The sequence below is a fragment of the Ruegeria sp. ABD4_443 genome, from assembly GCF_056160865.1.
The window spans coordinates 60743-84218 of sequence record NZ_JBSWYA010000007.1; the positions used below are offsets into that span (position 1 = coordinate 60743).

The following is a 23476-nucleotide window of genomic DNA, read 5'->3' on the forward strand; positions in this document are numbered from 1 at the left end:
TCAGCCGAACCGGAAACTGGACGCCGTAATGGCGCCAAAGAACTGTGTTTCATGGTAGACCCTGGTTGCGGGGTCTGCTTCGGCCGCGCCCAAAGCCACGAACAGCGGAACCAGGTGGTCTTCCTGGGCGTGGCACACGCGCGCGGACGGCGCGCTTTCCCAGTTGAGCATCGCGTTCGTCCGGTGCTTGGGGTCGGACATCAGGGCGTCGTTCAGCCATGCATCGAATTCGGCGGATGGTTTTTCGCCTTCGCGGCCCAGCAGGCGCAGGTTGTGATAGCTCAGGCCTGATCCCACAATCAGCACGCCCTGATCGCGCAGGGGGGCCAATGCGCGCCCAACGGCAAGATGTTCGGCCGGGTCATAGTGGCTGCGCAGGGAAATCTGGAATGTCGGGATGTTGGCCTCGGGGTACATGATGGCCATGGGGGCAAACGTTCCGTGGTCAAAGCCCTGCTGCGTGTCGGACCGGACCGGAAGGCCGGCGTTTCGGATAAGGTCCGCCGCCTGCTCTGCCAGTTCGGGGGCGCCGGGAGCGGGATAGGTGATTTCGTAGGTTTCCGGCGGAAACCCGTGATAATCATAGACCATCGGCGGGCGCGGTGACGCCATAACGGAATAGGTATCCTGGTCTTCCCAGTGACCCGAGATCATCAGGACAGCCGCCGGGGTTTGACCAATCTCGCCGGACATCGCGGCGAGCGACGTTTCCAGTGCCGAAAACTTGCGGCGCATTTCGGGCAGCCAGGGCCACGGCCCCCCGCCATGAGAGATGAAATATGTAGGAAGGGTTTGCGCCATGACTGCCTCGGCCAGGTTGGGAAATGTATGACCCAAGATAGCCGCAGTTGCGGACCGGGGTTAGGCCGTTGCCCAAACAGGACATGTGCGCAGATGCAGGCGCGGGTTCAGCCCTTTTTTGTCACGTTCTCGTCGAAAGCGACCTTGAAGGCGGCTTGTTTTTCGGGGCTGGCTTCGGTTTGGTACTGCGCCTTCCAGACGTCCATGGTCATGCCATAGAAGATCTGGCGGGCTTCGTCCTTGCCCATCTCGATGCCCTTTTCATTGGCCGCTTCCTGGTACCAGCGCGCCAGGCAGTTGCGGCAGAAACCGGCCAGATTCATCATGTCGATGTTTTGCACGTCGGTGCGGTCTTCCATCAGGTGCTTTTGCAACCTGCGGAACGCGGCGGCCTGAAGTTCGATTTCGGTTTGCTTGTCCATCGTCTTGGTCCTGAGAATTGCCTGTTACCTGACCTAGCAACCCCACGGCCGGGTTACAACAAACAGCAAAGGCCCTGTTGGCCCTTCGCCGAGATCAAAGCGGGTATTCAGGCCAGTTTCAATGCCACCCAGGGCATCAGGCAGAACACGATCGTCAGGATCTTGTAATTGGCCAGGTACCTGAAATAGGCCCGTTTCACTTCTGCCTGATCCATTTGGAACATCCGGCCGTGCACGCCTGAAATCCAGTCCTGAAGGGCCACGACCATAAGCGTCGTAAACGCCAGCAAGGCGAAATTCAAAATCGTCATCCAACCAAAGACGGTTGTCAGGAATTCCTGGGTCATTGTGGTCTCCTTTCCCTTAAAATATGGGGGTCAGAATGCGGGTTCACAATGCGGCAGCGGCCGAAAACGGGGCCGGGCGACCCAGTGTCACAGGCGGCTTTTGTCCAGCGCGTCCTGCAGGCAGGGCGCAAGCCGTTCGGCCCATTCCCGTTGTCCAGCGTGATCGGCGATCAGGTCATTGCGCAGCTCAATCAGGGCGTTTGGCCGCCCAAAGGCCGTGCAGTGCTTGTCGATGGCATCACCGGGAAGGACACCGCCATAGGGTTCGTTGACACCGACGCACAGGTCGCTTTCGGTGTTCAGCCGGTCGATCAGTGGGCGCGCAAACCTGTCGTCGGGCGTGTGCAGGATGCCGATATCCCAGGGGCGTGGGTCGCGCCCGCGCAATTGTCGCGTGAACGAATGCATCGAGACGATAACCGCATGGGGCAGGGCCGCCATCCGGGCCAGTTCCCGGTGATAGGGCCGATAGCACATGTCCAGGCGCCGGAGGGTTTCCGCCGCATCGGCGTTTCTGTTTCCGGGGATGATGGACCCATCGTAAAGCTTCATCAGCAAGGTCGGGTCGTCCTCGCCGCGATTTGGGTCGATCACGAGGCGCGAAAAGTTCGCGGCGATGACCGGCGCGTTCAGAATCTCGCCCAGATGCTTTGAAACCTCGTAGGCGCCCACGTCATAGGCGATGTGCCGCTCCATATCCTCGCGCGGCAATCCAAGGTCGCCGCCGTTGATATCTGGCGGTACCATGTTGGTTGCGTGGTCGCACGTGATCAGCCACCGGGACGGGCGATCCGCGCCGTGAACGAAGAACGGAGTATATGTCATGAGCCTGTCGTCTAGTTTGCCGCAGGTGTAGGACAGTTGCCTCGGAAAGGGAATTGCGCAATAAGCAGTTTCAGAATTGTTTGCGGTAACATCGACTGATCAAGGAGAGCTCTTTCATGCGGCGCCTCAGAAAAGTGAAAATCGTGGCGACGCTGGGACCGGCGTCCAATGACTATGACATGATCCGTGCCCTGCACGAGGAAGGCGCTGATGTCTTTCGCCTGAACATGAGCCACGGCAGCCATGACGAGATACGCGAACGCCACCGGATCATCCGCCAGGTCGAAAAAGACCTGGACAGTCCGATTGCCATCCTGGCCGATTTGCAGGGGCCCAAACTGCGCGTCGGGGTGTTTGCCAACGACGCCGAGGACCTGAGCGAAGGCGAAGCGTTCCGTCTGGACCTGGACGAGACGCCGGGAACGGCACAGCGTGTCTGCCTGCCGCACCCCGAGATTTTCCAGGCGCTCGAGCCCGGTTCGCGGCTGTTGGTCAATGACGGGAAAATCCGCCTGATCGTCGAATCCTGCGGCCCGGATTTTGCCGAATGCAAGGTGGAAACCGGCGGTACGATTTCAAACCGCAAGGGCGTCAATGTACCGGACGTGGTCCTGCCGCTGGCGGCCCTGTCGGAAAAAGACCGGTCGGACCTCGAATTCGTATGCCAACTGGGCGTTGACTGGCTGGCGCTGAGTTTTGTTCAGCGTGCCAAGGACGTTTTCGAGGCGCGCTCGCTTGCCGACGGTCGTGCGGCGATTCTGTCCAAGATCGAAAAGCCGGCGGCGGTCGAAGATTTCGATGCCATCCTTGATGCCTCGGACGGGATCATGGTGGCCCGCGGGGACCTGGGCGTGGAACTTCCGGTTTCGGCCGTTCCGCCGATTCAGAAACGGCTGGTTCGCAAGTGCCGGACGGCGGCAAAACCGGTCATCGTTGCAACCCAGATGCTGGAAAGCATGATCGAAAGCCCGATGCCCACGCGGGCCGAGGTTTCCGACGTGGCCACGGCCATCTACGAGGGAACCGACGCGATCATGCTGAGCGCGGAATCCGCCGCGGGCTCGTACCCGATCGAGGCTGTTCAGACCATGAACAAAGTCGCCATCGAGGTCGAGGCCGATCAGACATACCCCCAGATCATCGCCGCCTCGCGTACGGCCAAGGGGACAACGGTTGCCGATGGTATCGTCGCGGCGGCGCGCGAGATTGCCGAAAAGACCGAAATCAAGGCCATCTGCTGTTTTACCCAAAGCGGGACGACCGCGCTGTTGACCGCGCGTGAACGGCCCGGTGTTCCGATCATCGCCATGACCTCGTTGAAAGGGACGGCACGCCGTCTTTGCCTGACCTGGGGCTGCCATTGCGTGATGACGCCGGAGCTGGAGCGGTTCAAAAGCGCGGTGGTCAACGCGGCGCGCGCGGCGCGTTCAGCCGGGTTTGCTGCCGAGACCGACCAGATCGTCGTAACGGCGGGGGTTCCATTTAACGTGCCCGGTACAACCAACATCCTGCGTGTCGCGCCCTGCGACGAGCGGATGATCTACAGCACCGATCCCGAATAAACGGCACCGGCCTCAGGGCCGGGGCATAGTGATGCCAGCCGGTTCCTTCACCGTTTCCATGACGGTGAACGAACTGGTCTGGTGTACGCCGGGCAGTTTGTTGATCTTTTCGCCCAGCACCATCCGGAAATGTGCAATGTCGCGGGTGCGCACGGTCAGCAAATAGTCAAACGACCCTGCCACCATCAGGCAGTTTTCGATTTCGACAACGTCACGCACCGCATCGTTGAACTTGTCCAGCGACTGTTCGGCCGTTGCCGCCAGTGACACCTGCACGACCGTCAGGTGCCCGAATCCCAGCATATCTTTGTCTATGATTGCGCTGTAGCCGGTGATATAGCCGCCTTTTTCAAGCCGCTTTACGCGTTCCGAGCAGGGCGTGTTGGTCAGGTTTACGCGGGCCGCCAGTTCAACTATGGGCAGGCGTCCATTGGCTTCCAGCTCTTGCAGGATGCGCTGATCGATCTTGTCCAAATCTCTAATCATCAGGCAAAATACCTGTCTTTTTTATGGAAGACGACAAATTTTACTGAATATAGACTAAAAAAATCCCCAATCCCTAGTGATTTTTACTGATACTGACCCCAGGGCAGTCTTTGATACATGTTCCAAGTTCCGGCTGCCTCGCCGGGGACACGGGTTCCGGCCAAACGAACCAACAAATGGAGGAACGACATGACAACGAAGATTGTCATTGGACTGGACGGGACAGAAACCGGAGAACGCGCGATCGGTTTTGCCAAGGATTTGGCAGAGCTGATCGGAACCTGCGAGCTGCTGGTTGCCTATGTCATTGAATGGTCCCCTTACACATTCCAGACCCCTGAAGAAAACGCGCAGCGTCATAAGCGCAGGGAAGAAGAAATCGTGCTTGCCAACGAACGTATCGTGACCCCCGCGGTTGATGCGTTGAAGGCGGCGGGTTTCAACGTGACGGGCATTGTCCGGCACGGCGATGTTGCCGAAACGCTGAATGCGATCACCGTGGAAAACGGCGGTTCGCAGATCGTGGTTGGCCGGGCTTCGGCGGACGGGATCAAGAAACGCCTGTTCGGCAGTTCGACGCAGAACCTCGTGATGCACGCCGATGTGCCGGTCACCGTAGTGAAGTAAGTGAGGACATCATGAAAACGCTTGTAAAAACCGGTGTTTCCGGTGCAGCGGCGGCAGTGCTTGCCAGCCCTGCCATGGCCCAGGAGGCCGCCGGCCTCGATCAGAAAATCAACCAGACATTTGCCGATCTGACCGGGCCCTTTGTCAGCTTTATCTTTGCGCCTCTGCCGGGAACGTCTTTCCCGTGGATCGTGATGTGGCTGGTTATCGCAGCGTCGGTTTTCACGCTGTATTTCGCCTTTGTGCAGATGCGGTTCTTCAGCCATGCGATCAGCCTGGTCAAAGGTGACTATTCCGACCCCAACGACGCGGGTGAGGTCAGCCACTTTCAGGCGCTGGCGACGGCCCTTTCGGGCACCGTGGGTCTTGGCAACATTGCCGGGGTTGCGGTTGCGGTGGGCATTGGTGGCCCCGGCGCGACATTCTGGATGATCCTTGCGGGTCTTCTGGGCATGGCGTCGAAATTCACCGAATGTACGCTGGGCGTGAAATATCGGAACGAATACGAAGACGGCACAGTCTCGGGCGGCCCGATGTACTATATGTCCAAGGGCTTTAACGAGCTGGGTCTGCCGGGTGGCAAGATCCTGGCAGTTCTGTTCTCGATCTTTTGTATTCTGGGGGCCCTGGGTGGCGGGAACATGTTCCAGGCCAACCAGGCGCATCAGCAGATCGCGGGAATCGTTGGCGATTACCCCGGCTGGATCACCGGTGTGGTCTTTGCGGTTGTTGTGTTCATGGTGATTGTCGGCGGCCTGAAATCCATCGCGCGGGTGACCGAAAAGGTCGTGCCGTTCATGGGTGTCCTGTACGTTCTGACCGCGCTGGTCATCATCGTGATGAACGCCGACTTGATCGGTTGGGCCTTTGGCCAGATCTTCGCCGGTGCCTTTACGGGCCTGGGCGTGGCCGGTGGTATGGTTGGGGCGCTGATCCAGGGCTTCAAACGCGCCGCGTTCTCGAACGAGGCAGGCGTGGGTTCGGCAGCTATTGCGCACTCGGCCGTTCGGACCAAAGAGCCGATCACCGAAGGCTTTGTTTCGCTGCTGGAACCGTTCATCGATACCGTTGTGATCTGTACCATGACCGCATTGGTCATCATCATCACGCAACAGATGATCATCGACCCGGAAACCGGCAACTACATGCTGAACGAAGCGGGCACCGCGATTGCAACCGTTGACGGCAATTCGGGCGTCAGCCTGACCTCGGCCGCCTTCGGAAGCGCGTTCAGCTGGTTCCCCTATATCCTTGCGATTGCCGTGATCCTGTTCGCCTTTTCGACCATGATCAGCTGGTCCTATTACGGCCTCAAGGCCTGGACCTACCTGTTCGGTGAAGGCCACACCAAGGAACTGGTGTTCAAGGTCATCTTCTGCATCTTCGTTGTCATCGGCGCGGCGGCCAATCTTGGTCCGGTCATCGACTTCTCGGATGCGGCGATCTTTGCGATGGCGGTTGTGAACGTCTTTGCACTGTATTTCCTGATGAAAGTGGTGCGCCAGGAGCTGGCCTCCTATTCCGAGCGTCTGAAAAGCGGCGAGATCCGCAAATTCGGCCACTAAACCAATCCACCGGGGCGGCGCCTGTCGCCCCGGTGCCTGGACCACTGCGAAAAGCGCAGATTCTGGTCCAAACCCCCTTGCCAGTATGACCGAACTTGCGTAAACGGCGCATCTGATCGCGTGACCGGCCGAGATGGCATGCCGAGTCGCGTCTGGAACCGAACCCGAAAAAGGAGACGGAAATGCCTAAGATGAAGACCAAGTCGAGCGCCAAGAAGCGCTTTAAGGTGACTGCGACCGGTAAGGTCCTTGCTGGCCAGGCCGGCAAACGGCACGGCATGATCAAGCGGACCAAGAAGTTCATCCGCGACGCCCGTGGCAACACCACCCTGTCCGCCCCCGACGCAAAGATCGTCAAGGGCTACATGCCCTACGACCGCTAAGAGGAGATTAAGAGATGTCCCGCGTTAAAGGTGGAACCGTAACTCACGCCCGTCACAAGAAGGTTATCAAGGCCGCCAAAGGTTACTATGGCCGCCGCAAGAGCACCTTCAAGGTTGCCCGTCAGGCCGTCGACAAGGCCAACCAGTACGCAACCCGCGACCGCAAGAACCGCAAGCGCAACTTCCGCGCGCTGTGGATCCAGCGTATCAACGCTGCTGTCCGTAGCCATGACGAGGCACTGACATATTCCCGCTTCATCAACGGTCTGAACCTGGCCGGTATCGAAGTGGACCGCAAAGTTCTGGCCGACCTGGCCGTGCACGAACCGGAAGCGTTCGGCGCGATCGTCGCCAAAGCTCAGGCCGCTCTGACTGCCTGATCCTCTGATACAGAGACAGTGAACAAAGGGCCGTTCCCAAAAGGGGGCGGCCTTTTTGGTTTTCAGAGGGGCGGATGCCGGGCATGAACCCATCCCGGTGGATGTTTCACGGATCATACCTTTGGATTAAAAGAGGAAAGGCTGCATCAGCCTTTCGGGCAAATAAACAGGAGATTGGCGAAGCCGGGGGCGTAGAAAAGCCCGTGGACCGCCCCGCGCAAGGGGGCGGTCATTGCAACGTCATGTTCAGGCCCAGCAGAGGTTGCCCAGGGCAAGCCTATGGTCTGTTCCGGTTTGCCACGGCGTGCGAACAGGTCAGCCAAGCCCTCAACCGCCTTTCGTTTTCGCGTGCTGATTTGGTTTGGATGAACGTGATGCTTCGCCGCAGCGCAACCGGTTCGTTGATGCCGGGCGCATAAGCGTCACGACATAATCAAACCACCGTCGACATTGATCGTTTGACCTGTGATATAAGTGGCATCCTCGCTGGCGAGAAATGCCACCAGACCGGCCACATCGCGCCCATGCCCGGCGCGTTTCATCGGCACATTGTTCTGGACCCAGCTGTCCATCAATTCACCGGGTTTATAGTCACCAAGCATCTCGCCCCAGACCTTGTCATTATAGGCCCACATGTCGGTTTCGATAATTCCGGGGCAAATGGCATTGATTGTAATGTTGTCCAGGGCGACTTCTTTGGCGAGGCTTTGGGTCAATCCCATGACGCCGAATTTCGAGGCGGCGTAATGCGGAGTGTAGATGAAGCCGTCGCGGGCCTGTCCGGATGCGGTGTTGATCAGGCGCCCGCCCTTGCCTGAGGCACGCATGTGCCGAATGGCCTCCTGACAGCAGAGGAAAACACCCTTGGTGTTAACATCCATCGTGTCGTCCCATTCCTTTTCGGTCAAATCTTCGACTTTGGCGATGGTGATGATGCCCGCATTCTGAACCGAGATATCGACAGGCCCGAATTCCGATTTGGCCATGTCATACAATGCTGCGACCTCTGACTTGTCCGTTACGTTGCAGACAAATCCCTTGGCTGTTCCGCCAAGCTTTTCGGCGGCCTCATGCACCTGCTCTTCGATCGATGCGATGACGACATTGGCGCCTTCGGCGACGAACCGTTCGGCCATGGCAAAGCCGATCCCCCTGTTGCCGCCGGTGATGACAACGCATTTTCCCGAAAATCTGTCCATTGTGTTTTACTCCCCATCGTCGTGATCATAGGCATCCGAGGCAAGTCGCCCCGCAGTGAATTTGTCGGTTACAAGAAGGTCGATGACATTCGTCTTCAACGCGCCGTGGATGGCGCGCGTCTTGGACTGGCCTCCGGCCAGGGCAATGACACGGTCCGTCTTTGAAAGCTCGTCAAGCGTCATCCCAATGACCCGTTCGTCAAGCGGGGTCCTGACCGGATGTCCCTCGGCGTCAAAAAACCTCAGGCCGATATCGCCGACGCCGCCTGCATCCTTAACGGCGGCCAGTTCGCGGGCCGCAAAGACATTGCCGCTTCGCGCCAGCATGTCCGATGGTGCGATTGCGCCGATGCCAACAATCGAAAGCGTGACCTTTTCGAACAGTTCCATGGTTTCGCGCACATAGGTGTCCCCCAATAGGACAAGCTTGGCTTCGCGGGATTGGGCGACCCCCGGAGCGCTTAGCAGATGCGCTTCGGCCCCGGTCAGTTTGGCCAAACGCGTGGTCAACTGGGTGGCATGGATTTGAACGGTCGGGTCCCCCATGCCGCCCAACGTCTGGACAACGCTCTTGGCCTTGCCAGATTTCATGGGGTGGATGTTGTCCACCATCTTCAGGATGGTCTCTGACCAGCTCGAAACGCCAATGACCTCATCAGTTTGCAGCGTCGCTTCGATAAAGTGTGCGGCGGCCTCGCCGATCCGAGCCATAATCGCCCTGTCACGGTCCTCGGAGCATTCAACGACGATTGCTTCGGACAGACCGTATTTTCTGCGTAGGTCGGCTTCGAGATCGGCATAGGTGCCCGAAGGGGCAACAACTGTTGTGCGCACGATTTCTTCTTCTTGCGCGCGCTTCAGCATGCGCGACACCGTGGCTTGTGAAATCCGTAAGTGTTGCGCGATATAGGCCTGACGCTGATTGTCCACATGGTACATCTGTGCCACGCGCGCAATCATTCGAAGCTCATTCAGGCGGGACATGTCTGGTGCCTTCTAGTGGGTAAAGTGAGAATAAATATTCACTACAGTCGCCGTGTGCTGCGCGCAATGGCGTCCTGCCAAAGGGCGCGAAGTTCCTTTCTTTCGTTCTCGGGCATATTGGGGGTGAAACGGTTTCCGTGTGACACGAGGGTCTCCAACTCTTCCAAAGACCGCCAGAAACCCGTCGCCAGCCCCGCAAGATAGGCAGCTCCGATCGCCGATGTCTCGGCGTTTTTGCATGGTGTGACGGGGTGCGCCAGAAGGTCTGCCACCAATTGCATCAGGAACGGGTTTTCACTTGGTCCGCCGTCGACGGACAGCCGGCCTATGGTCTTTTCGGATCGTTCTATGACGTCAAAGATGTCGGCAACCTGTTGTGCCATGCTTTCTGCGGCAGCACGCGCGACATGCGCAGGCCCGCTTACGAACGACAGGCCCGAGATCAGACCGCTGGCATCGGGGGCCCAATGTGGCGCGCCAAGGCCAACATGGGCCGGGACAAGGCAAACCCCCTCGGCCGACCCGACCGTACTGGCCAGTTCCAGCAGGGCGCCCACATCGCCAAGCCCCAGCATCTTGGCCGTCCATGGGAAAACGGATGCGCTGACCAGGATGTTGCCCTCGTAGGCAAACGTCGACTGACCACCCAGAGACCACGCGATGGTCGTGGTCAAACCATCAGGCGGCGCAACAAAATCGGGAATCGTGGCCATAACCGACGACCCGGTCCCAAATGTGACCTTGCCATCGCCCGGGACAAACGCGCCGTGACCAAAGAGCGCCGCATGCGAATCGCCGATGGCCGAGGCAATGGGGATGCCGTCAGGCAGAGTTTCAACATTCCGGGTTTCGCCGAAAACATGCGCTGAATCCCGAACCTCTGGTAAACAGGACGGGTCAACACCGAAGAGGTCGCACAGCTTGCTGTCCCATTCTCCCTCGGCAAGGTTGAAAAGTTGGGTTCTTGCGGCATTTGAGCGGTCCGTGGCATGAACCGTGCCGCCGGTGAGTTGCCAGATTAACCAGCTATCTACGGTTCCGACGCAAATGTCGCCCGTTTCAGATCCTTGATGGGTCAACAGCCAGGCGATTTTGGTCGGTGGGAACAGCGCGTCGATAGGAAGGCCGGTGCGCGCGATCACATCCGCTTCGTGCCCCGCAGCTTTCAGCGCGTCGCACTGGGCGGCTGTCCTGCGACATTGCCACGTCAAGACCGGCCCAAGCGGCGTGCCGGTTTTCCGATCCCAGATCAGAACCGACTCGCGTTGATTGGAGAGCCCCAAAGCGGTGATCCTATGTTCAGGAGCCCCCGCAATACAGGTGGATATCGCCTTTTGCGTTGCCGACCAAATGGCCATGGCGTCTTGCTGCACCCATCCCGCTTTGGGATGCTCGATCGGCACCGGCGCCGATCCCGTGGCGATGATCTCACCGGCCTGCGTGACCAGCACAGCCTTAGAGTTGGTGGTGCCTTCGTCGATGGCCAGAATGACATCGAGCGCCACGGCCTACCTCTTTCGCTTTAGAAGATCTGCGGCGCTGTTTGCGATGCCACTCGGCGACATGCCAAATTCGTCCAGCAGGAAATCTGCCGACCCGGTGGGCGCGAACACGCCCGGCACGCCCAGACGCTTCATCGGGACAGGGCATTCATCGACGACGACTTCGGCCACTGCGCTGCCAAGGCCGCCGAACACTGTGTGTTCTTCGCATGTGACAATGGCGCCGGTTTCGGACGCGGCCGCGACAATCGCGTCAGAATCAATGGGGCGAACGGTTGCCATGTTCAATACACGAGCCGAAATTCCTTGCCCGTCCAACATATCGGCTGCAATCATCGCGCGGTAGGACAAAGTGCCATTGGCGATCAGGGTAACGTCTGACCCTTCGCGCAGAATATTGGCCTTTCCCAGTTCAAAGCGATGCCCTTCTGGCAGCAGGTCCGGCACGCCCACACGGCTGAGGCGCAAGAAACAACCGCCTTCGTATGCCGTGGCCCACTCGATGACGGCCGCAGTTTCGATCCGGTCAGCCGGAGCGATTACGGGCACATTCGGCAATGCGCGCACCCATGCGAAATCTTCAATCGAATGGTGGGTTGCCCCCAATTCGCCATAGGCGAGGCCGGAGCTGATTCCGACCAGCTTTACATTGGTTTCCGAATAGGCGACGTCAGCTTTGATCTGCTCCAGGGCGCGCCCCGTCAGAAAGGGCGAGGCAGCACAAACAAAGGGTATCTTGCCGCCATTTGCCAGCCCCGCGCCGACACCGACCATGTTTTGCTCGGCGATTCCGACATTGATCAGGCGGTCGGGAAATTTGTCGCGAAAACCGGACAGCTTGGACGACCCCACAGAGTCATTGCAGACAGCAACGATATTCGTGTTGGCCGTGCCCAACTGTTCAAGTGTCGACACAAAAGCGTCGCGGCAATCGTGAAGCTTGGCGGATTCGAATGGAGCATTCATGGCGCAGCCTCTTCCAGTTCGGCCATGGCCAGTTTGTATTGATCCTCATTCGGGACCTTGTGATGCCATGCAACATTGTCGGACATGAAAGAAATACCTTGCCCCTTGTTGGTGTGTGCAATGATGCATTTTGGTTTTCCCGGCACGATTTGATCTGCGTCCAGTACTTCGCAGATCTGGTCCATGTCGTGGCCGGCAATTTCCTGCACGTCCCAGCCAAAGGCTTCCAGCTTGGGGCGTAACGGTGCGAGGTTGTTTGTGTCAGCAAGTCTTGCACCCTGCTGCAAGCGGTTGTGATCAATGATCAGCGTCAGATTGTCGAGCTTGAATTGCGCCGCGCTCATGATCGCTTCCCAATTCGAGCCTTCCTGCATTTCTCCGTCACCGGTGATCACGAAAGTCCGCCAGGGCGCATTGTCCAGCTTTGCGGCCTTTGCCATGCCGACCCCAATGGGAAGACCATGACCCAAAGGGCCTGTGTTGGTTTCCACGCCTGGAACCTTTGTGCGGTTCGGGTGGCCGTTGAGCCGCGAATATGGTTTCAGAAAGGATGAAATCTCATCCTGTGGGATGAACCCTTTTTCAGCGAGGATCGTGTACAGGGCAAGCGCCGTGTGCCCTTTGCTCAGGACAAGGCGGTCGCGACCGGGTGCCAGAGGCTCGTTTGGATCGACCGACATGATCCGGAAATAAAGGGCGGTCAGCAGGTCAATTACCGACATCTCGCCGCCGATATGGCCTGCGCCAGCTTCGAAAACAGCCTTTAGGTCGCGTCGCCTGACCCGATTTGCAATGACGCGAAGATCCTGAGTGTCCATTGGCCACCTGTGTATAAAAATTCACCTAATAAAAAACATGCACAACACGGCAAGTCAAGGCGTTGCGTGGGACGGGTAGGTAGGCAATTCGCCAGCCCGCCGACGGAAGTGCACCATTGACAGGTAAAATTGGACGCGTTACGAAATAAATATCGCATCTGAATAATTATGCGGTACGGGAGGATAATATCGATGACGACGCTGAATGGGTCGGAAAGAAGGGCAAGTCTTTCTGACTTTTTCTCTTTGAGCGGGGCGACCGGGCCGCTGATTGGCCTGATCTTGCTATGCGCATTCCTGTCCTTTGCAACGGATTCGTTCCTATCGTTCCGGAACTTCCTTAACATTGCGGACCAGATCACGGTGCTTGGCATCATGGCCGTCGGCATGACATTCGTGATCCTGATCGGCGGGATCGATTTGTCTGTCGGCTCCATTCTCGCGTTGTCGATGATGGTGCTTGGCTATCTGAACGTCGAAGCGGGTTACCCGATGGGGGTCGCCATTGGTGGCGCTTTGGCTGCATCCGCCATAGCGGGTGCGGTTTCGGGGCTTTTGATAACAGAGTTCAAGGTGCCGGCTTTCATCGCGACGTTGGCGATGATGTCGATCGCGCGCGGGCTTGCCAACATGATCACAAACGGGTCCCAGATCATTGGGTTCCCGACCTGGTTCAATCTGGGCGCCATCATCCGCCACTTTGGGTTCTTAACGATAACCGTCGCCGTTATGGTTGCCGTTTTCGCCGTTGCGATCCTGTTCTTGCGGTTCCGCAAAGAGGGGCGCGCGCTGTTTGCCATTGGTGGCAACCCAGAGGTGGCGCGCCTTGCGGGCATCAATGTCCGATTGACGACTGTCATGGTCTATACCGTCTGCGCGCTGCTTTCCGGATTGGCGGGTATCCTGTTGGCGGCGCGACTGGACTCGGTGCAACCGAGTTCGGGCGTTGCATATGAACTGGACGCGATTGCGGCCGTGGTAATTGGGGGCACAAGCCTGTCCGGGGGCACGGGTGGGGTCGTTGGCACGATCATTGGCGTGCTCATCATTGGCGTGCTTCGCAACGGATTGAACCTGCTGAGTGTTTCTCCGTTCCTGCAAGCGGTCATTATCGGACTGGTGATCGTGCTTGCCGTGGCGGCCGAAACCTTCAAGCACCGCACCGCACGATGACACTATGGCGAAAGCCAAAAACCAAAGGCTCGGCCATTCGGGCTCTTAAAGGTCCCAAAATTCTAAGTGGGCCATCCAACCAAGGAGGAGAAACCATGAATTCCAGTATCAAGAGTGCGCTCGCTGCCGCGCTTATGGCATCTACGGCAGGCGTCGCCAGTGCCGAAGGTATCGGCATTGAAAAGATCGGGCTTGCGGTCCCCAACCTGCAGGCCGACTTCTTCAACCAGATCAAACTGGGTGTCGAGGGCTATGCCAGCAAACTGGGCATCGAGGTGATCGTTGTAGATGCCAAGAATGATACCGCGACCCAGGTTAGCCAGGTTCAGGACCTGATCACCCAGGGCATCGACGCATTCATCTACATCCCTGCGGGTGCCGCCGCGGCCGCTGTTCCGACACGGCTTGCGCGGCAGGAAGGCATTCCGGTCATCAACGTAGACCGCGAACCCGAGGGCGCCCCGGGTGACACCGTGATCTACGGTGAAAACGTGCTGTCGGCATATCAGGTCTGTGACCACATCATTGGTTTGGCGGGTGGTGAAGGCAAGATGGTCGTGATCCACGGCCAGAAGGGCACCACGCCAGAAGTTCAACGCTTTGAGGGCTGCAAGCAGGCGATTGACGAAAACCCCGGTGTAGAGCTTGTTGCCCAGCAGTGGAGCCAACAATGGTCGCCGGATGAAGGCTTTCAGATCGCGCAGAACATGTTGCAGGCCAATCCTGACATCAAGATTATTTTCGGTCAGGCTGATGGCCTTGCGATGGGCGCGGCCAAAGCCGTCGAAGTTGCCGGTCTTCAGGATCAGGTCATCGTCGGTGGGTACGATGGGGACGTTGCCGCGCTGGAATCGCTTGTTGCTTGCGACACGCCGTTCATCGTGACCGCAACCCAAAGCACGCAGGCAATGGGTGTTCTGGCCGTGAACTCGGCAATCGCCGTGGCCAATGATGCATCTGTGCCGGCGCGTCAGATCCCGAATGCGGTGCTGACCACCTGTGACGATGCGGCCGGCTTTGTCGAAAAGCACCCGTAACCAGACCTGACAGCAAGCATACTCAAGAGCGCGACTAGATGACGGATGAACAATCAGATCCAATCCTGACACTCAGGAACATTCGAAAGTCCTTTGGGCCGATCGAAGTCTTGCACGGGATTGACCTGGATATTCACCCCGGTGAAGTTGTTGCGCTCTTGGGCGAAAACGGTGCTGGAAAGTCTACCATTTCCAACATTATCTCGGGGACTATCCTTCCGGGTTCCGGAGAAATGTACTGGCAGGGCGCACCCTATGCGCCCGCCAACCCCCGAGAGGCGATCGACGCCGGTGTCGCCATGATCCATCAGGAGCTCTTGCTTTTGCCGCACCTTTCGATTGCGGAAAACGTGTTCGTCGGGCGCTACCCCAGCAAAGCGGGCATGGTTGATCGCAAAACTATGGAAGAACGCGCCCATGCAGGCCTTCAGCGTTTGGGTCTTGAGATTTCGCCGCGCCGAAAAGTCGAAGGTCTGTCAACCGCCAACCAGCAGTTGATCGAGATTGCGAAGGCGCTGACATTGAATGCCCAGTTGTTGATCCTTGATGAGCCAACGGCCGCCCTGGGCAGTGAAGAAACCCAAAAACTGTTCGAACAGATCGAGCGTCTGAAAGCGGGCGGTGTTGGGGTCATTTACATTTCGCACCGCCTGGAAGAGATCAAACAGATTGCGGATCGCATCGTCGTCATGCGCGACGGCGAGAAGGTCCAGGAATTCGAAAGCGCAGATGTTCCTGTCCGCACGATCGTCGAAGCCATGGTCGGGCGTAGTCTGGACCGCATGTTCCCGGCCATTCCGAGGCCACAGCCAGAAAAGGTTCTTGAGGTGCGCAACCTGACATCCGCGCTGGGCAGTTTTTCGGATGTCAGTTTCTCGGTTGCCAAGGGCGAAATCCTCGGCATTGCCGGGCTAGTCGGGGCGGGCAGGACCGAGCTTGTTCGCGCCATGGTCGGGATTGATCCGATATCGGGTGGCAATGTTCTTTTGGACGGCAAGGATATCTCGCCGCGCAGCCCAAAAGACGCAATCCGCCATGGCATCATTCTCGTGCCCGAAGACAGAAAGCAGCAGGGCTTGGTTCTTCCTCATTCCCTGAGCGAGAATTTCGCCTATTCGAACATGAACCAGGTCGCGCGCAATGGCTGGGTTACCAGGAAGCGCGCGCGTAGATTTTCCGATGCGGGTATCGCGAAATTCGGCGTGAAGGGTGAAAGCCAGCAAAGGGCCGACGAGCTTTCGGGTGGGAACCAGCAGAAGGTGGTCATTGCCAAGTGGCTGGCCCGAAATCCAAGGGTCGTGGTGCTGGATGAGCCGACGCGCGGTATCGACGTGGGGGCTCGGTCTTCGATCTATGACATCATAGTTGGTCTCGCCGAAGAGGGCGTGTCGGTCATCGTCGTCAGTTCGGATCTCGAAGAGGTTCTGGGGGTCTCCAACCGCGTATTGGTTATGGCGCAGGGCAAACAGGCGGGTATTCTGGAGCGCGGCGAAGCCAACGACGTATCAGTGATGGAATTGGCAACAACCTAGCACAGCACCTGCAAAAGGAAGTGAAATGCCGCAATCTGATTTGAATGCTCCAGCCCTGTTTGATCTGTCGGGCCGGGTCGCCCTGGTCACCGGTGCCGGCAGTGGGATCGGTCAGCGGATCGCACTTGGTCTGGCCCAATCCGGCGCGGATGTCGCTTTGGTCGATCTTCGAACTGATGGCGGGTTGCAGGACACGGCGGATGCCATTGCCGCCACGGGCCGCCGCGCAATTCAGGTCGGCGCCGATGTTACATCCGGCGAGGCGATGGCAGAGGCCGTGGCGCTTGCCGAGGCCGAGCTTGGCCCGCTGCGCTTGGCGCTCAATGCAGCAGGCATTGCAAATGCAGAGGCCTGTGAAGACATGAGCGAGGAGCAATATCAGACGCTTATGGACATCAATATGAAAGGCGTGTGGCTGTCTTGTCAGGCCGAAGCGCGCGCTATGCTGGCCCACGGTCAAGGCGGGTCGATAGTGAATATCGCGTCCATGTCGGGCGTGATTGTGAACAGAGGTCTGATGCAGGTCCATTACAACGCGTCCAAAGCGGGCGTGATCCATATGTCCAAATCCATGGCGATGGAATGGGTCGACCGTGGGATCAGGGTCAACTCAATCTCGCCGGGTTATACCGCGACACCGATGAACACCCGCCCCGAGATGGTCAACCAGACCAAGGAATTCGAATGCCAGACCCCCATGCAACGGATGGCCGATGTAAACGAAATGGTTGGCCCTGCAATCTTTCTTTTGTCCGACGCGGCCTCGTATTGCACAGGGGTGGACCTTCTGGTCGACGGTGGATTCTGCTGCTGGTAACGCGCCGCGTTGCTGGCTCTGTTTTTGCTTTTGCAGAAACTGTGTAGTGCCCGTCTGTCTGCAGGGTGAAAAAAGGAAACCGGAGTGCGCGGACGGGGCTCGTTCAGATGCTCTGGGCGCAAAAAGCAGGTGACGACAAGACCGCTGACCCGTGCGGGCGCTTTGGGAACTGTCAGATGCCACCAAGCCCCTGGTGCCGGACGCCCGTTCAAAACAAAACCGGCGCCGCGGGCGCCGGTTTCTTCGTCCAACCGATGGACAGCTTACCCGAACACACGCCCCAGCGCGCCGTCGACCGCATCGGTGATCTGGTCGATGTCATCTGCCGTCGCAATCAGCGCGGGCGAGAAACACAGCGTGTTGTTCTTGCCGGGGACTGACCGGTTGGTCACGCCGATGATGACGCCCTGCGCCATGCAGTCGGCGACGACGGCCTGGGCAAGTTTCTCGTCCGCGGGCTCTTTCGAGGCCCGGTCCGCGACCAGTTCGGCCCCCAGAAACAGGCCCTTGCCGCGCACGTCACCGATGACCTTGTGCTTGTCCATCAGCGCCTGCAGGTTGCCCATCATGCGATCACCCATGGCCGCGCAATTGCCCAGCAGGTTTTCATCTTCGATGATGCGCATGTTTTCAATCGCCGCCGCAGGCCCGGCGGTGCAGCCGCCAAAGGTCGAGATATCGCGGAAATAGTTCAGCGGGTCGTCGGCATTGTCCTTGAACATGTCGAACACCTCTTCGGTGGTCACCAAGCAGGCAATCGCCGCATAGCCTGACGCCACGCCCTTGGCCATGGTCACAAAGTCCGGCTTCACGCCATATTGCTGATATCCGAACCAGGTGCCTGTACGGCCCACGCCGCAGACGACCTCGTCGATATGCAGCAGGATGTCGTATTTCTTGCAGATCTCCTGCACGCGCTGCCAGTACCCTTCGGGCGCTTCGATCACGCCGCCACCGGCGGTTACCGGCTCAAGGCACAGGGCGCCCACGGTATCGGGGCCCTCGCGCAGGATGACCTCTTCGATCTGGTCGGCAGCCCATTCACCGAAATTTTCGACCGGTGCGCCGTCCAATTCGTGCTTGCGGTATTCCATGCAATGGGGCACGCGCACAAAGTCGGGTGCGAAGGGGCCATATTGCGCGTTGCGTTCGTCCTGACCGCCTGCCGACATCGCCGCCAGGGTCGATCCGTGATAGTCGCGGTCGCGATACAGGATCTTGGTTTTCTTGCCGCCGTATTTCTTGTGGGCGATCTGGCGGACCATCTTGAACGCCTTCTCGTTCGCCTCGCTTCCCGAGTTGGTGTAATATACGCGGCTCATGCCTGGCATCTTTTCGATCAGCTTTTCGGCAAAGATCGAACCGGGGATCGAGCCCGCGGATTGGGCGAAATAGCACAGCTTCATCAGCTGGTCATAAACCGCCTTGCAGATCGATTCGCGGCCATAGCCGACATTTACCGTCCAGACGCCGCCGGACACCGCATCCAGATGTTCTTTGCCTTTCTGGTCCCAGACGCGCATGCCTTTGCCTTCGACAATGATGCGCGGATCATTGGTTTCAAAGGGCTTGTGCTGGATCAGATGGTGCCAGATGTGGGCGCGGTCGGCCTCGACCACGCGGGTAAGATCGTTTTCGTTGAACGTGCCGTCCATGACATGTCCTTTCACTGAGATATGGCGCGCAGTATAGCGGAGAAATCGCCGCCTGGCGGCGGCTTTGATTGCCTCAGATCACCGCGAACCGCCCGGCTAAGATAGGGCCAGATGAAATTTTACCGTAGTGCCAGAGCTTCGGCGCCGCGTATTTTTACGGATTTCCACGGGTGCGGCTTTGTGGTCATCTGTGCCAACCGACGAATTGGGAGGATCGGCGAATGGCAGAGGACAACATCTACAAACGCCATTTGGACAAGGGGCGTGCGAATTTCACCCCCCTGACCCCGCTCAGCTTTATCGAACGGACCGCGCAGGTCTATCCCGACTATCCATCGGTGGTCTATGGCGACCGCAGGTATCAATGGGCTGAAACCTATGCCCGCTGCCGCCGTCTGGCCAGCGCGTTGGCGGCGCGCGGCATTGGCGCCGGGGACACCGTTTCGATCATTGCCGCGAACATCCCCGAGATGTACGAATCTCATTTCGGCGTTCCGATGGCGGGCGCGGTCCTGAACACGATCAATACGCGGCTTGATGCCCATGTCATCGCCTTTATCCTTGATCATGCCGAGGCCAGGGTCCTGCTGGTCGATCCCGAGTTCTCGGGGGTGGTCAAACAGGCCCTGGCCGAAGCTGACCGGTCTGATCTGTTGGTCGTCGATATTGTCGACCCCAGTTTTGACGGCGGTGAACGGCTGGGCACGCTGACCTATGACGCGCTGCTGGCCGAGGGTGACCCGGATTTCAACTGGTCGCTGCCCGAGGATGAATGGGATGCGATCTCGCTCAACTATACATCCGGCACGACGGGCAACCCCAAGGGCGTGGTTTATCACCACCGGGGCGCGGCGCTGAACGCACAGTCGGATATTCTGGATTGGAGCATGCCGAAACACTCGGTCTATCTTTGGACGCTGCCGATGTTTCACTGCAATGGCTGGTGTTTCCCCTGGGCCATGGCGGCCAATGCTGGGGTTTCGGTCTGCCTGCGGGCCGTGCGGGCCGAGCCGATCTATGCGGCCTTCAGGCAAGAGCGTGTAACCCATTTCTGTGGTGCGCCCATCGTGTTGAACATGCTGGCCAACGCGCCGGATGCGCTGAAGGATTTTGACCACGAGATCAAGGTAATGACGGCGGGCGCCCCGCCCCCTGCCGCCGTGATCGAAAAGATGGAGGCGATGGGCGTCGAGGTCACCCATGTCTATGGGCTGACCGAAACCTATGGGCCTTCGGTTGTGTGCGCATGGAAAGAGGAATGGAATGACAAGGGGGCCGAAGAACGCGCCGCTCTCAAGGTGCGGCAGGGCGTTCGGTATTCGGCCCTGTCCGGGTTGATGGTGGCCGACCCCGAAACACTGGAACCCGTGCCTGCCGATGGCCAGACCATGGGCGAGATTTTCATGCAGGGCAATGTGGTCATGAAAGGGTATCTGAAGAACGCCGATGCGACGGACAGCGCGTTCCGGGGCGGTTGGTTCGCATCGGGTGATCTGGGCGTGATGCATCCCGACGGCTATATCGCGCTGAAGGACCGGTCGAAGGACATCATCATTTCAGGGGGCGAGAACATCTCGTCTGTCGAGGTCGAGGATGTCCTGTACAAACACCCCGCCGTGATGGAGGCCGCCGTGGTGGCCCGCCCCGATGACAAATGGGGCGAAACGCCTTGTGCTTTTATTGAGCTGAAACCGGGCGGCGAGGTGACGGCCGAGGAACTGATTGCGTTCTGCCGCGAAAACATGGCCCATTTCAAGGCGCCCAAGACTGTCATTTTCGGGGCCTTGCCCAAGACGTCGACCGGCAAAATACAGAAATTCGTGCTGCGCGATCAGGCGCGGGCGCTGACCTGATTGCCAGGGCCGCGAGGCACCTTAAGGTTCGGGCGCCACAGCATCCGGGTGCGCGTCTGCAAAGGCCGGGTGCTGGGCGCAGGCTGCCTCGACCGACATTATGCGTGGCATGTCGGACAGCCCGACCTGCCATCTACGGGCATTGTAGACCTGTGGGATCAGGCAGAGATCGGCAAGGCCGGGTGCGGTGCCCGTGCAAAAAGGGGCCTGCTGGAACGCGCCCAGCATGGTCTCGAACGCAAGCAATCCCGGCCGGATAAAGTGCCGCATCCAATCGCCGGGCATGTCCGCGGCCTCGCCCGCCAAAGCGGTGGCGTGTTTTGCGACCGACAGATTACAAACCGGGTGGAGGTCCACGGCGATGGCATGGGCCAGTGCCTGTGCCTTGGCGCGCTCGACCGGGTCAGGCGGCAGGAGGTTCAGGTTTCGTGTCCTGTCCAAGTAATCAAGGATGGCCAGCGACTGCGTCAGTCGCACCCCGTCAATGTCAAGCACCGGAACAAAGCCTTGTGGATTGCGGGCAAGGTGTGCATCGGATCTTTGCGCGCCCGCGACCAGATCAACGGGGACCCGGTCATAGGCGATACCGGCCAGGTTCAGTGCGATGCGGACGCGATAGCTGGCAGAAGACCGCCAGTAATCGTAAAGAACCACGTCGCGCGCGGGGCCGCCTTGGGGATTTGGCATCATTCGCCGGTCAGCGCAGCGGCCTTGATCGCCTGGGCCAGAACGGCGTTGTCACCGATATGGTTGGCCAGCACCAGGACAAGGCGGGCGTTCAACGCGTCGCTGCCAGCCTTTTCCAACCCGTCATGGGCGGCCAGAAGGTCCGCATAGAAATCATCCGCGTTTTCAAGGTTCGGGGAAAGGATCAGGTCAGCCATTGCGCTTACTCCTTGCCAGTGGCCCGGCGGATCGCTTGCCGGAATGCATTGTCTTCATAACTGTCGCGGCGGGCGGCGACATGCTGATCGGGGCGGATCAGGTAGACCGCACTGGTCGCGTCGCCAAGATAGCGTCGCTTCAGTTCCTGCGTCGGGTCATCCTTGACCGAAAGCGCCAGGCGCGTGACCTCAATCCCGTCTTCCTCGATCCGGTCGGGACCGTCGGCATCTATGGTCAGCAAGGTGAACTTGTCTGCAAGCCCGGGCAATAGGAACCCATCGCCCAGTGGGGCGTCGGGGCAGGCCGAACCGGGCCGCGTTCCTGCAGGCCCGTTGAGCGCGTCGGCCGAGTTGAGCGGCGACCCGTCATAGGTGCATGGCACGCTCAGGCGGCCGGAATTCACCAGCGGGCGGGCGAAATCGTAATGTTCGCTCAGGTCCAGAACCGCATCGCGCAGGATGCGGGACATCGGGGATTTCGGCGTAATGAATTCAGTGGACCGGGTCGAGTTCAGGATATTTTCATCCGCGCCCTGGATGCGTTCGCTGTTGTAGCTGTCCAGCAGGCCGTCGGGTGCCTGACCATCAATGACAAGTTTGAGTTTCCAGCACAGGTTGTCGGTGTCCTGTATGCCCGAATTGGCCCCGCGGGCCCCAAACGGGCTGACCTGATGGGCGCTGTCGCCGGCAAACAGAACCCGTCCGTGGCGGAAATTTTCCATGCGGCGGCACTGGAACGTATAGATGCTGACCCATTCGAGGTCGAACTGCACATCTTCGCCCAGCATCGCCTTGAGGCGGGGGATCACGTTTTCAGGGCGCTGTTCGCGTTCCTTGTCGATGTCCCAGCCCAGTTGCAGGTCGATGCGCCAGACATTGTCGGGTTGCTTGTGCAGCAGCGCGGATTGACCGCGATTGAAGGGCGGGTCGAACCAGAACCAGCGCTCGGACGGGAAATCCGCGTCCATGATGACGTCGGCGATCAGGAAATTATCCTCGAACACACGCCCCACGAAATCCAGCCCCAGCATGCGGCGCGTGGGGGAATTTGCACCGTCGCAGGCAATCAGCCAGTCCGCCTCGATCGTATAGGACCCTTCGGGGGTTTCCACCTCGATCTTTACGTGGTCGTCATGGGTTCCGATCGCCTCGACCTTGTTGCGCCCGCGTATTTCCAGGGGCGCGCCCTGGGCTTGCAGGGCGCGGGCACGGTCCACGAGAAACTGTTCCAGATAGTACTGTTGCAGGTTGATGAACGCGGGGTTGGCATGGCCCGCGTCGGGTTGCAGATCAAAGCTGTAGACTTCGCGATTGTCGAAAAAGACCTTGCCGACATTCCATTGCACGCCCTTGTCCACCATGGGACGCCCGCCGCCAAGACGGTCGGCAATATCAAGCGTGCGCTGGGCAAAACAGATGGCCCGGCTGCCAAAGCTGACCTTGTCGTTGTCGTCCAGCACAACGACGTCCACCCCTTTTTGCGCAAGGTCGATTGCGGCGGCCAGACCGATGGGACCCGCACCAATGACGATTACCTTGTGGCGCACAGGGGAAGGCGCGTCCTGATCCGGGCTGCGGTCATAGCCGTAAAGCGGCGTTTCAAAGATCTTGTTCATGGGTTTCCTCCCCAACAGTCCGATGCGCGAAAAGCGCATCCA

At 59.0% G+C, this 23476-nt stretch carries 24 protein-coding genes; 10 read left to right on the plus strand and 14 right to left on the minus strand.

The features are described 5' to 3' along the window. The 4 genes from ACXAG8_RS14185 to ACXAG8_RS14200 form a co-directional block, all read right to left on the minus strand. Positions 1–801, minus strand: coding sequence for a DODA-type extradiol aromatic ring-opening family dioxygenase (locus ACXAG8_RS14185; protein WP_475226969.1), 801 nt, complete (start codon positions 799–801; stop codon positions 1–3). A gap of 107 nt (positions 802–908) precedes the next feature. After that, on the minus strand, positions 909–1223 hold the full coding sequence (locus ACXAG8_RS14190) for a DUF1244 domain-containing protein (protein ID WP_475226977.1): 315 nt from the start codon (positions 1221–1223) through the stop codon (positions 909–911). Positions 1224–1330: 107 nt separating this feature from the next. Further along, a complete protein-coding gene (locus tag ACXAG8_RS14195; RefSeq protein ID WP_475226980.1) occupies positions 1331–1570 on the minus strand; it encodes a DUF6868 family protein in 240 nt (79 codons plus the stop codon). 87 nt (positions 1571–1657) lie between these two features. Beyond that, positions 1658–2395 (minus strand): N-formylglutamate amidohydrolase, encoded by a 738-nt coding sequence (locus ACXAG8_RS14200; protein WP_475226983.1) that lies wholly within the window; start codon positions 2393–2395, stop codon positions 1658–1660. A 116-nt stretch (positions 2396–2511) separates the two neighbouring features. On the opposite strand from ACXAG8_RS14200, the gene pyk reads away from it, so the two are divergent. Then, complete coding sequence (pyk, locus tag ACXAG8_RS14205; protein ID WP_475226987.1) at positions 2512–3957, plus strand: pyruvate kinase; 1446 nt, start codon at positions 2512–2514, stop codon at positions 3955–3957. A gap of 12 nt (positions 3958–3969) precedes the next feature. Here pyk and ACXAG8_RS14210 read toward each other — a convergent pair whose 3' ends face one another. Further along, positions 3970–4443 (minus strand): Lrp/AsnC ligand binding domain-containing protein, encoded by a 474-nt coding sequence (locus tag ACXAG8_RS14210; RefSeq protein ID WP_475226994.1) that lies wholly within the window; start codon positions 4441–4443, stop codon positions 3970–3972. A gap of 189 nt (positions 4444–4632) precedes the next feature. On the opposite strand from ACXAG8_RS14210, the gene ACXAG8_RS14215 reads away from it, so the two are divergent. The 4 genes from ACXAG8_RS14215 to rplT all read left to right on the plus strand — a co-directional run bounded on the left by ACXAG8_RS14215 (position 4633) and on the right by rplT (position 7398). After that, positions 4633–5070, plus strand: coding sequence for a universal stress protein (locus ACXAG8_RS14215; protein WP_475226998.1), 438 nt, complete (start codon positions 4633–4635; stop codon positions 5068–5070). Between the two features lie 11 nt (positions 5071–5081). Continuing rightward, positions 5082–6635 (plus strand): alanine/glycine:cation symporter family protein, encoded by a 1554-nt coding sequence (locus tag ACXAG8_RS14220; RefSeq protein ID WP_475227006.1) that lies wholly within the window; start codon positions 5082–5084, stop codon positions 6633–6635. A 182-nt stretch (positions 6636–6817) separates the two neighbouring features. Further along, entirely contained in the window at positions 6818–7018 is a 201-nt protein-coding gene (gene rpmI, locus ACXAG8_RS14225) for a 50S ribosomal protein L35 (protein ID WP_010443552.1), read from the plus strand. A 14-nt stretch (positions 7019–7032) separates the two neighbouring features. After that, positions 7033–7398: a 50S ribosomal protein L20 gene (gene rplT / locus ACXAG8_RS14230; protein WP_152457001.1), complete on the plus strand. Its 366-nt coding sequence runs from the start codon at positions 7033–7035 to the stop codon at positions 7396–7398. A gap of 422 nt (positions 7399–7820) precedes the next feature. On the opposite strand, the gene ACXAG8_RS14235 is transcribed toward rplT, so the two are convergent. From ACXAG8_RS14235 to ACXAG8_RS14255, 5 genes are read right to left on the minus strand one after another with little or no spacing between them, the layout of a single operon-like run. Beyond that, positions 7821–8597 carry an SDR family NAD(P)-dependent oxidoreductase gene (locus ACXAG8_RS14235; protein ID WP_475227010.1) on the minus strand — a complete coding sequence of 259 codons (777 nt, stop codon included), beginning with the start codon at positions 8595–8597 and terminating at the stop codon, positions 7821–7823. A gap of 6 nt (positions 8598–8603) precedes the next feature. Beyond that, a complete protein-coding gene (locus ACXAG8_RS14240) occupies positions 8604–9581 on the minus strand; it encodes a sugar-binding transcriptional regulator (protein ID WP_475227016.1) in 978 nt (325 codons plus the stop codon). A gap of 41 nt (positions 9582–9622) precedes the next feature. Continuing rightward, a complete protein-coding gene (locus ACXAG8_RS14245; RefSeq protein ID WP_475227019.1) occupies positions 9623–11086 on the minus strand; it encodes an FGGY family carbohydrate kinase in 1464 nt (487 codons plus the stop codon). 3 nt (positions 11087–11089) lie between these two features. Then, complete coding sequence (locus ACXAG8_RS14250; protein WP_475227022.1) at positions 11090–12049, minus strand: transketolase family protein; 960 nt, start codon at positions 12047–12049, stop codon at positions 11090–11092. Next, complete coding sequence (locus ACXAG8_RS14255) at positions 12046–12867, minus strand: transketolase (RefSeq protein WP_475227028.1); 822 nt, start codon at positions 12865–12867, stop codon at positions 12046–12048. Before ACXAG8_RS14255 ends, ACXAG8_RS14250 begins: the two co-directional genes overlap by 4 nt. Positions 12868–13113: 246 nt before the next feature. Here ACXAG8_RS14255 and ACXAG8_RS14260 point away from each other — a divergent pair, with 246 nt between their 5' ends. From ACXAG8_RS14260 to ACXAG8_RS14275, 4 genes are all read left to right on the plus strand, one after another. Beyond that, positions 13114–14040, plus strand: a complete 927-nt coding sequence (locus tag ACXAG8_RS14260) for an ABC transporter permease (protein ID WP_475227036.1) — start codon at positions 13114–13116, stop codon at positions 14038–14040. Between the two features lie 95 nt (positions 14041–14135). Next, positions 14136–15077 carry a substrate-binding domain-containing protein gene (locus ACXAG8_RS14265; protein ID WP_475227041.1) on the plus strand — a complete coding sequence of 314 codons (942 nt, stop codon included), beginning with the start codon at positions 14136–14138 and terminating at the stop codon, positions 15075–15077. A gap of 38 nt (positions 15078–15115) precedes the next feature. Then, positions 15116–16609: a sugar ABC transporter ATP-binding protein gene (locus ACXAG8_RS14270; protein WP_475227046.1), complete on the plus strand. Its 1494-nt coding sequence runs from the start codon at positions 15116–15118 to the stop codon at positions 16607–16609. Between the two features lie 25 nt (positions 16610–16634). Beyond that, positions 16635–17426, plus strand: a complete 792-nt coding sequence (locus tag ACXAG8_RS14275) for an SDR family oxidoreductase (RefSeq protein ID WP_475227053.1) — start codon at positions 16635–16637, stop codon at positions 17424–17426. A 263-nt stretch (positions 17427–17689) separates the two neighbouring features. Here ACXAG8_RS14275 and ACXAG8_RS14280 read toward each other — a convergent pair whose 3' ends face one another. Then, positions 17690–19081 carry an aminotransferase family protein gene (locus ACXAG8_RS14280; RefSeq protein ID WP_475227058.1) on the minus strand — a complete coding sequence of 464 codons (1392 nt, stop codon included), beginning with the start codon at positions 19079–19081 and terminating at the stop codon, positions 17690–17692. Positions 19082–19302: 221 nt separating this feature from the next. On the opposite strand from ACXAG8_RS14280, the gene ACXAG8_RS14285 reads away from it, so the two are divergent. After that, positions 19303–20934 carry an acyl-CoA synthetase gene (locus ACXAG8_RS14285; RefSeq protein ID WP_475227062.1) on the plus strand — a complete coding sequence of 544 codons (1632 nt, stop codon included), beginning with the start codon at positions 19303–19305 and terminating at the stop codon, positions 20932–20934. Positions 20935–20955: 21 nt separating this feature from the next. On the opposite strand, the gene maiA is transcribed toward ACXAG8_RS14285, so the two are convergent. Genes maiA through ACXAG8_RS14300 form a run of 3 tightly spaced genes read right to left on the minus strand, consistent with a single transcriptional unit; the run spans position 20956 to position 23434 of the window. Beyond that, a complete protein-coding gene (gene maiA, locus ACXAG8_RS14290; RefSeq protein WP_475227065.1) occupies positions 20956–21624 on the minus strand; it encodes a maleylacetoacetate isomerase in 669 nt (222 codons plus the stop codon). Further along, positions 21621–21818, minus strand: a complete 198-nt coding sequence (locus ACXAG8_RS14295) for a DUF2783 domain-containing protein (RefSeq protein WP_475227068.1) — start codon at positions 21816–21818, stop codon at positions 21621–21623. The genes maiA and ACXAG8_RS14295 overlap by 4 nt, the downstream gene beginning before the upstream one ends. Before the next feature lie 5 nt (positions 21819–21823). Next, complete coding sequence (locus tag ACXAG8_RS14300) at positions 21824–23434, minus strand: FAD-dependent oxidoreductase (protein WP_475227071.1); 1611 nt, start codon at positions 23432–23434, stop codon at positions 21824–21826. Positions 23435–23476: the final 42 nt, after the last annotated feature.

Excerpts from the sequence above, each read along its gene's own strand:
- rpmI (WP_010443552.1), top strand. The coding sequence starts at position 6,818 with ATGCCTAAGATGAAGACCAAGTCGAGCGCCAAGAAGCGCTTTAAGGTG.
- ACXAG8_RS14200 (WP_475226983.1), bottom strand. The coding sequence starts at position 2,395 with ATGACATATACTCCGTTCTTCGTTCACGGCGCGGATCGCCCGTCCCGG.
- ACXAG8_RS14210 (WP_475226994.1), bottom strand. The coding sequence starts at position 4,443 with ATGATTAGAGATTTGGACAAGATCGATCAGCGCATCCTGCAAGAGCTG.
- ACXAG8_RS14190 (WP_475226977.1), bottom strand. The coding sequence starts at position 1,223 with ATGGACAAGCAAACCGAAATCGAACTTCAGGCCGCCGCGTTCCGCAGG.
- ACXAG8_RS14265 (WP_475227041.1), top strand. The coding sequence starts at position 14,136 with ATGAATTCCAGTATCAAGAGTGCGCTCGCTGCCGCGCTTATGGCATCT.
- ACXAG8_RS14235 (WP_475227010.1), bottom strand. The coding sequence starts at position 8,597 with ATGGACAGATTTTCGGGAAAATGCGTTGTCATCACCGGCGGCAACAGG.
- maiA (WP_475227065.1), bottom strand. The coding sequence starts at position 21,624 with ATGATGCCAAATCCCCAAGGCGGCCCCGCGCGCGACGTGGTTCTTTAC.
- ACXAG8_RS14280 (WP_475227058.1), bottom strand. The coding sequence starts at position 19,081 with ATGGACGGCACGTTCAACGAAAACGATCTTACCCGCGTGGTCGAGGCC.
- ACXAG8_RS14255 (WP_475227028.1), bottom strand. The coding sequence starts at position 12,867 with ATGGACACTCAGGATCTTCGCGTCATTGCAAATCGGGTCAGGCGACGC.
- rplT (WP_152457001.1), top strand. The coding sequence starts at position 7,033 with ATGTCCCGCGTTAAAGGTGGAACCGTAACTCACGCCCGTCACAAGAAG.
- ACXAG8_RS14185 (WP_475226969.1), bottom strand. The coding sequence starts at position 801 with ATGGCGCAAACCCTTCCTACATATTTCATCTCTCATGGCGGGGGGCCG.
- ACXAG8_RS14270 (WP_475227046.1), top strand. The coding sequence starts at position 15,116 with ATGACGGATGAACAATCAGATCCAATCCTGACACTCAGGAACATTCGA.
- pyk (WP_475226987.1), top strand. The coding sequence starts at position 2,512 with ATGCGGCGCCTCAGAAAAGTGAAAATCGTGGCGACGCTGGGACCGGCG.
- ACXAG8_RS14220 (WP_475227006.1), top strand. The coding sequence starts at position 5,082 with ATGAAAACGCTTGTAAAAACCGGTGTTTCCGGTGCAGCGGCGGCAGTG.
- ACXAG8_RS14250 (WP_475227022.1), bottom strand. The coding sequence starts at position 12,049 with ATGAATGCTCCATTCGAATCCGCCAAGCTTCACGATTGCCGCGACGCT.
- ACXAG8_RS14195 (WP_475226980.1), bottom strand. The coding sequence starts at position 1,570 with ATGACCCAGGAATTCCTGACAACCGTCTTTGGTTGGATGACGATTTTG.
- ACXAG8_RS14215 (WP_475226998.1), top strand. The coding sequence starts at position 4,633 with ATGACAACGAAGATTGTCATTGGACTGGACGGGACAGAAACCGGAGAA.
- ACXAG8_RS14300 (WP_475227071.1), bottom strand. The coding sequence starts at position 23,434 with ATGAACAAGATCTTTGAAACGCCGCTTTACGGCTATGACCGCAGCCCG.
- ACXAG8_RS14295 (WP_475227068.1), bottom strand. The coding sequence starts at position 21,818 with ATGGCTGACCTGATCCTTTCCCCGAACCTTGAAAACGCGGATGATTTC.
- ACXAG8_RS14285 (WP_475227062.1), top strand. The coding sequence starts at position 19,303 with ATGGCAGAGGACAACATCTACAAACGCCATTTGGACAAGGGGCGTGCG.
- ACXAG8_RS14275 (WP_475227053.1), top strand. The coding sequence starts at position 16,635 with ATGCCGCAATCTGATTTGAATGCTCCAGCCCTGTTTGATCTGTCGGGC.
- ACXAG8_RS14240 (WP_475227016.1), bottom strand. The coding sequence starts at position 9,581 with ATGTCCCGCCTGAATGAGCTTCGAATGATTGCGCGCGTGGCACAGATG.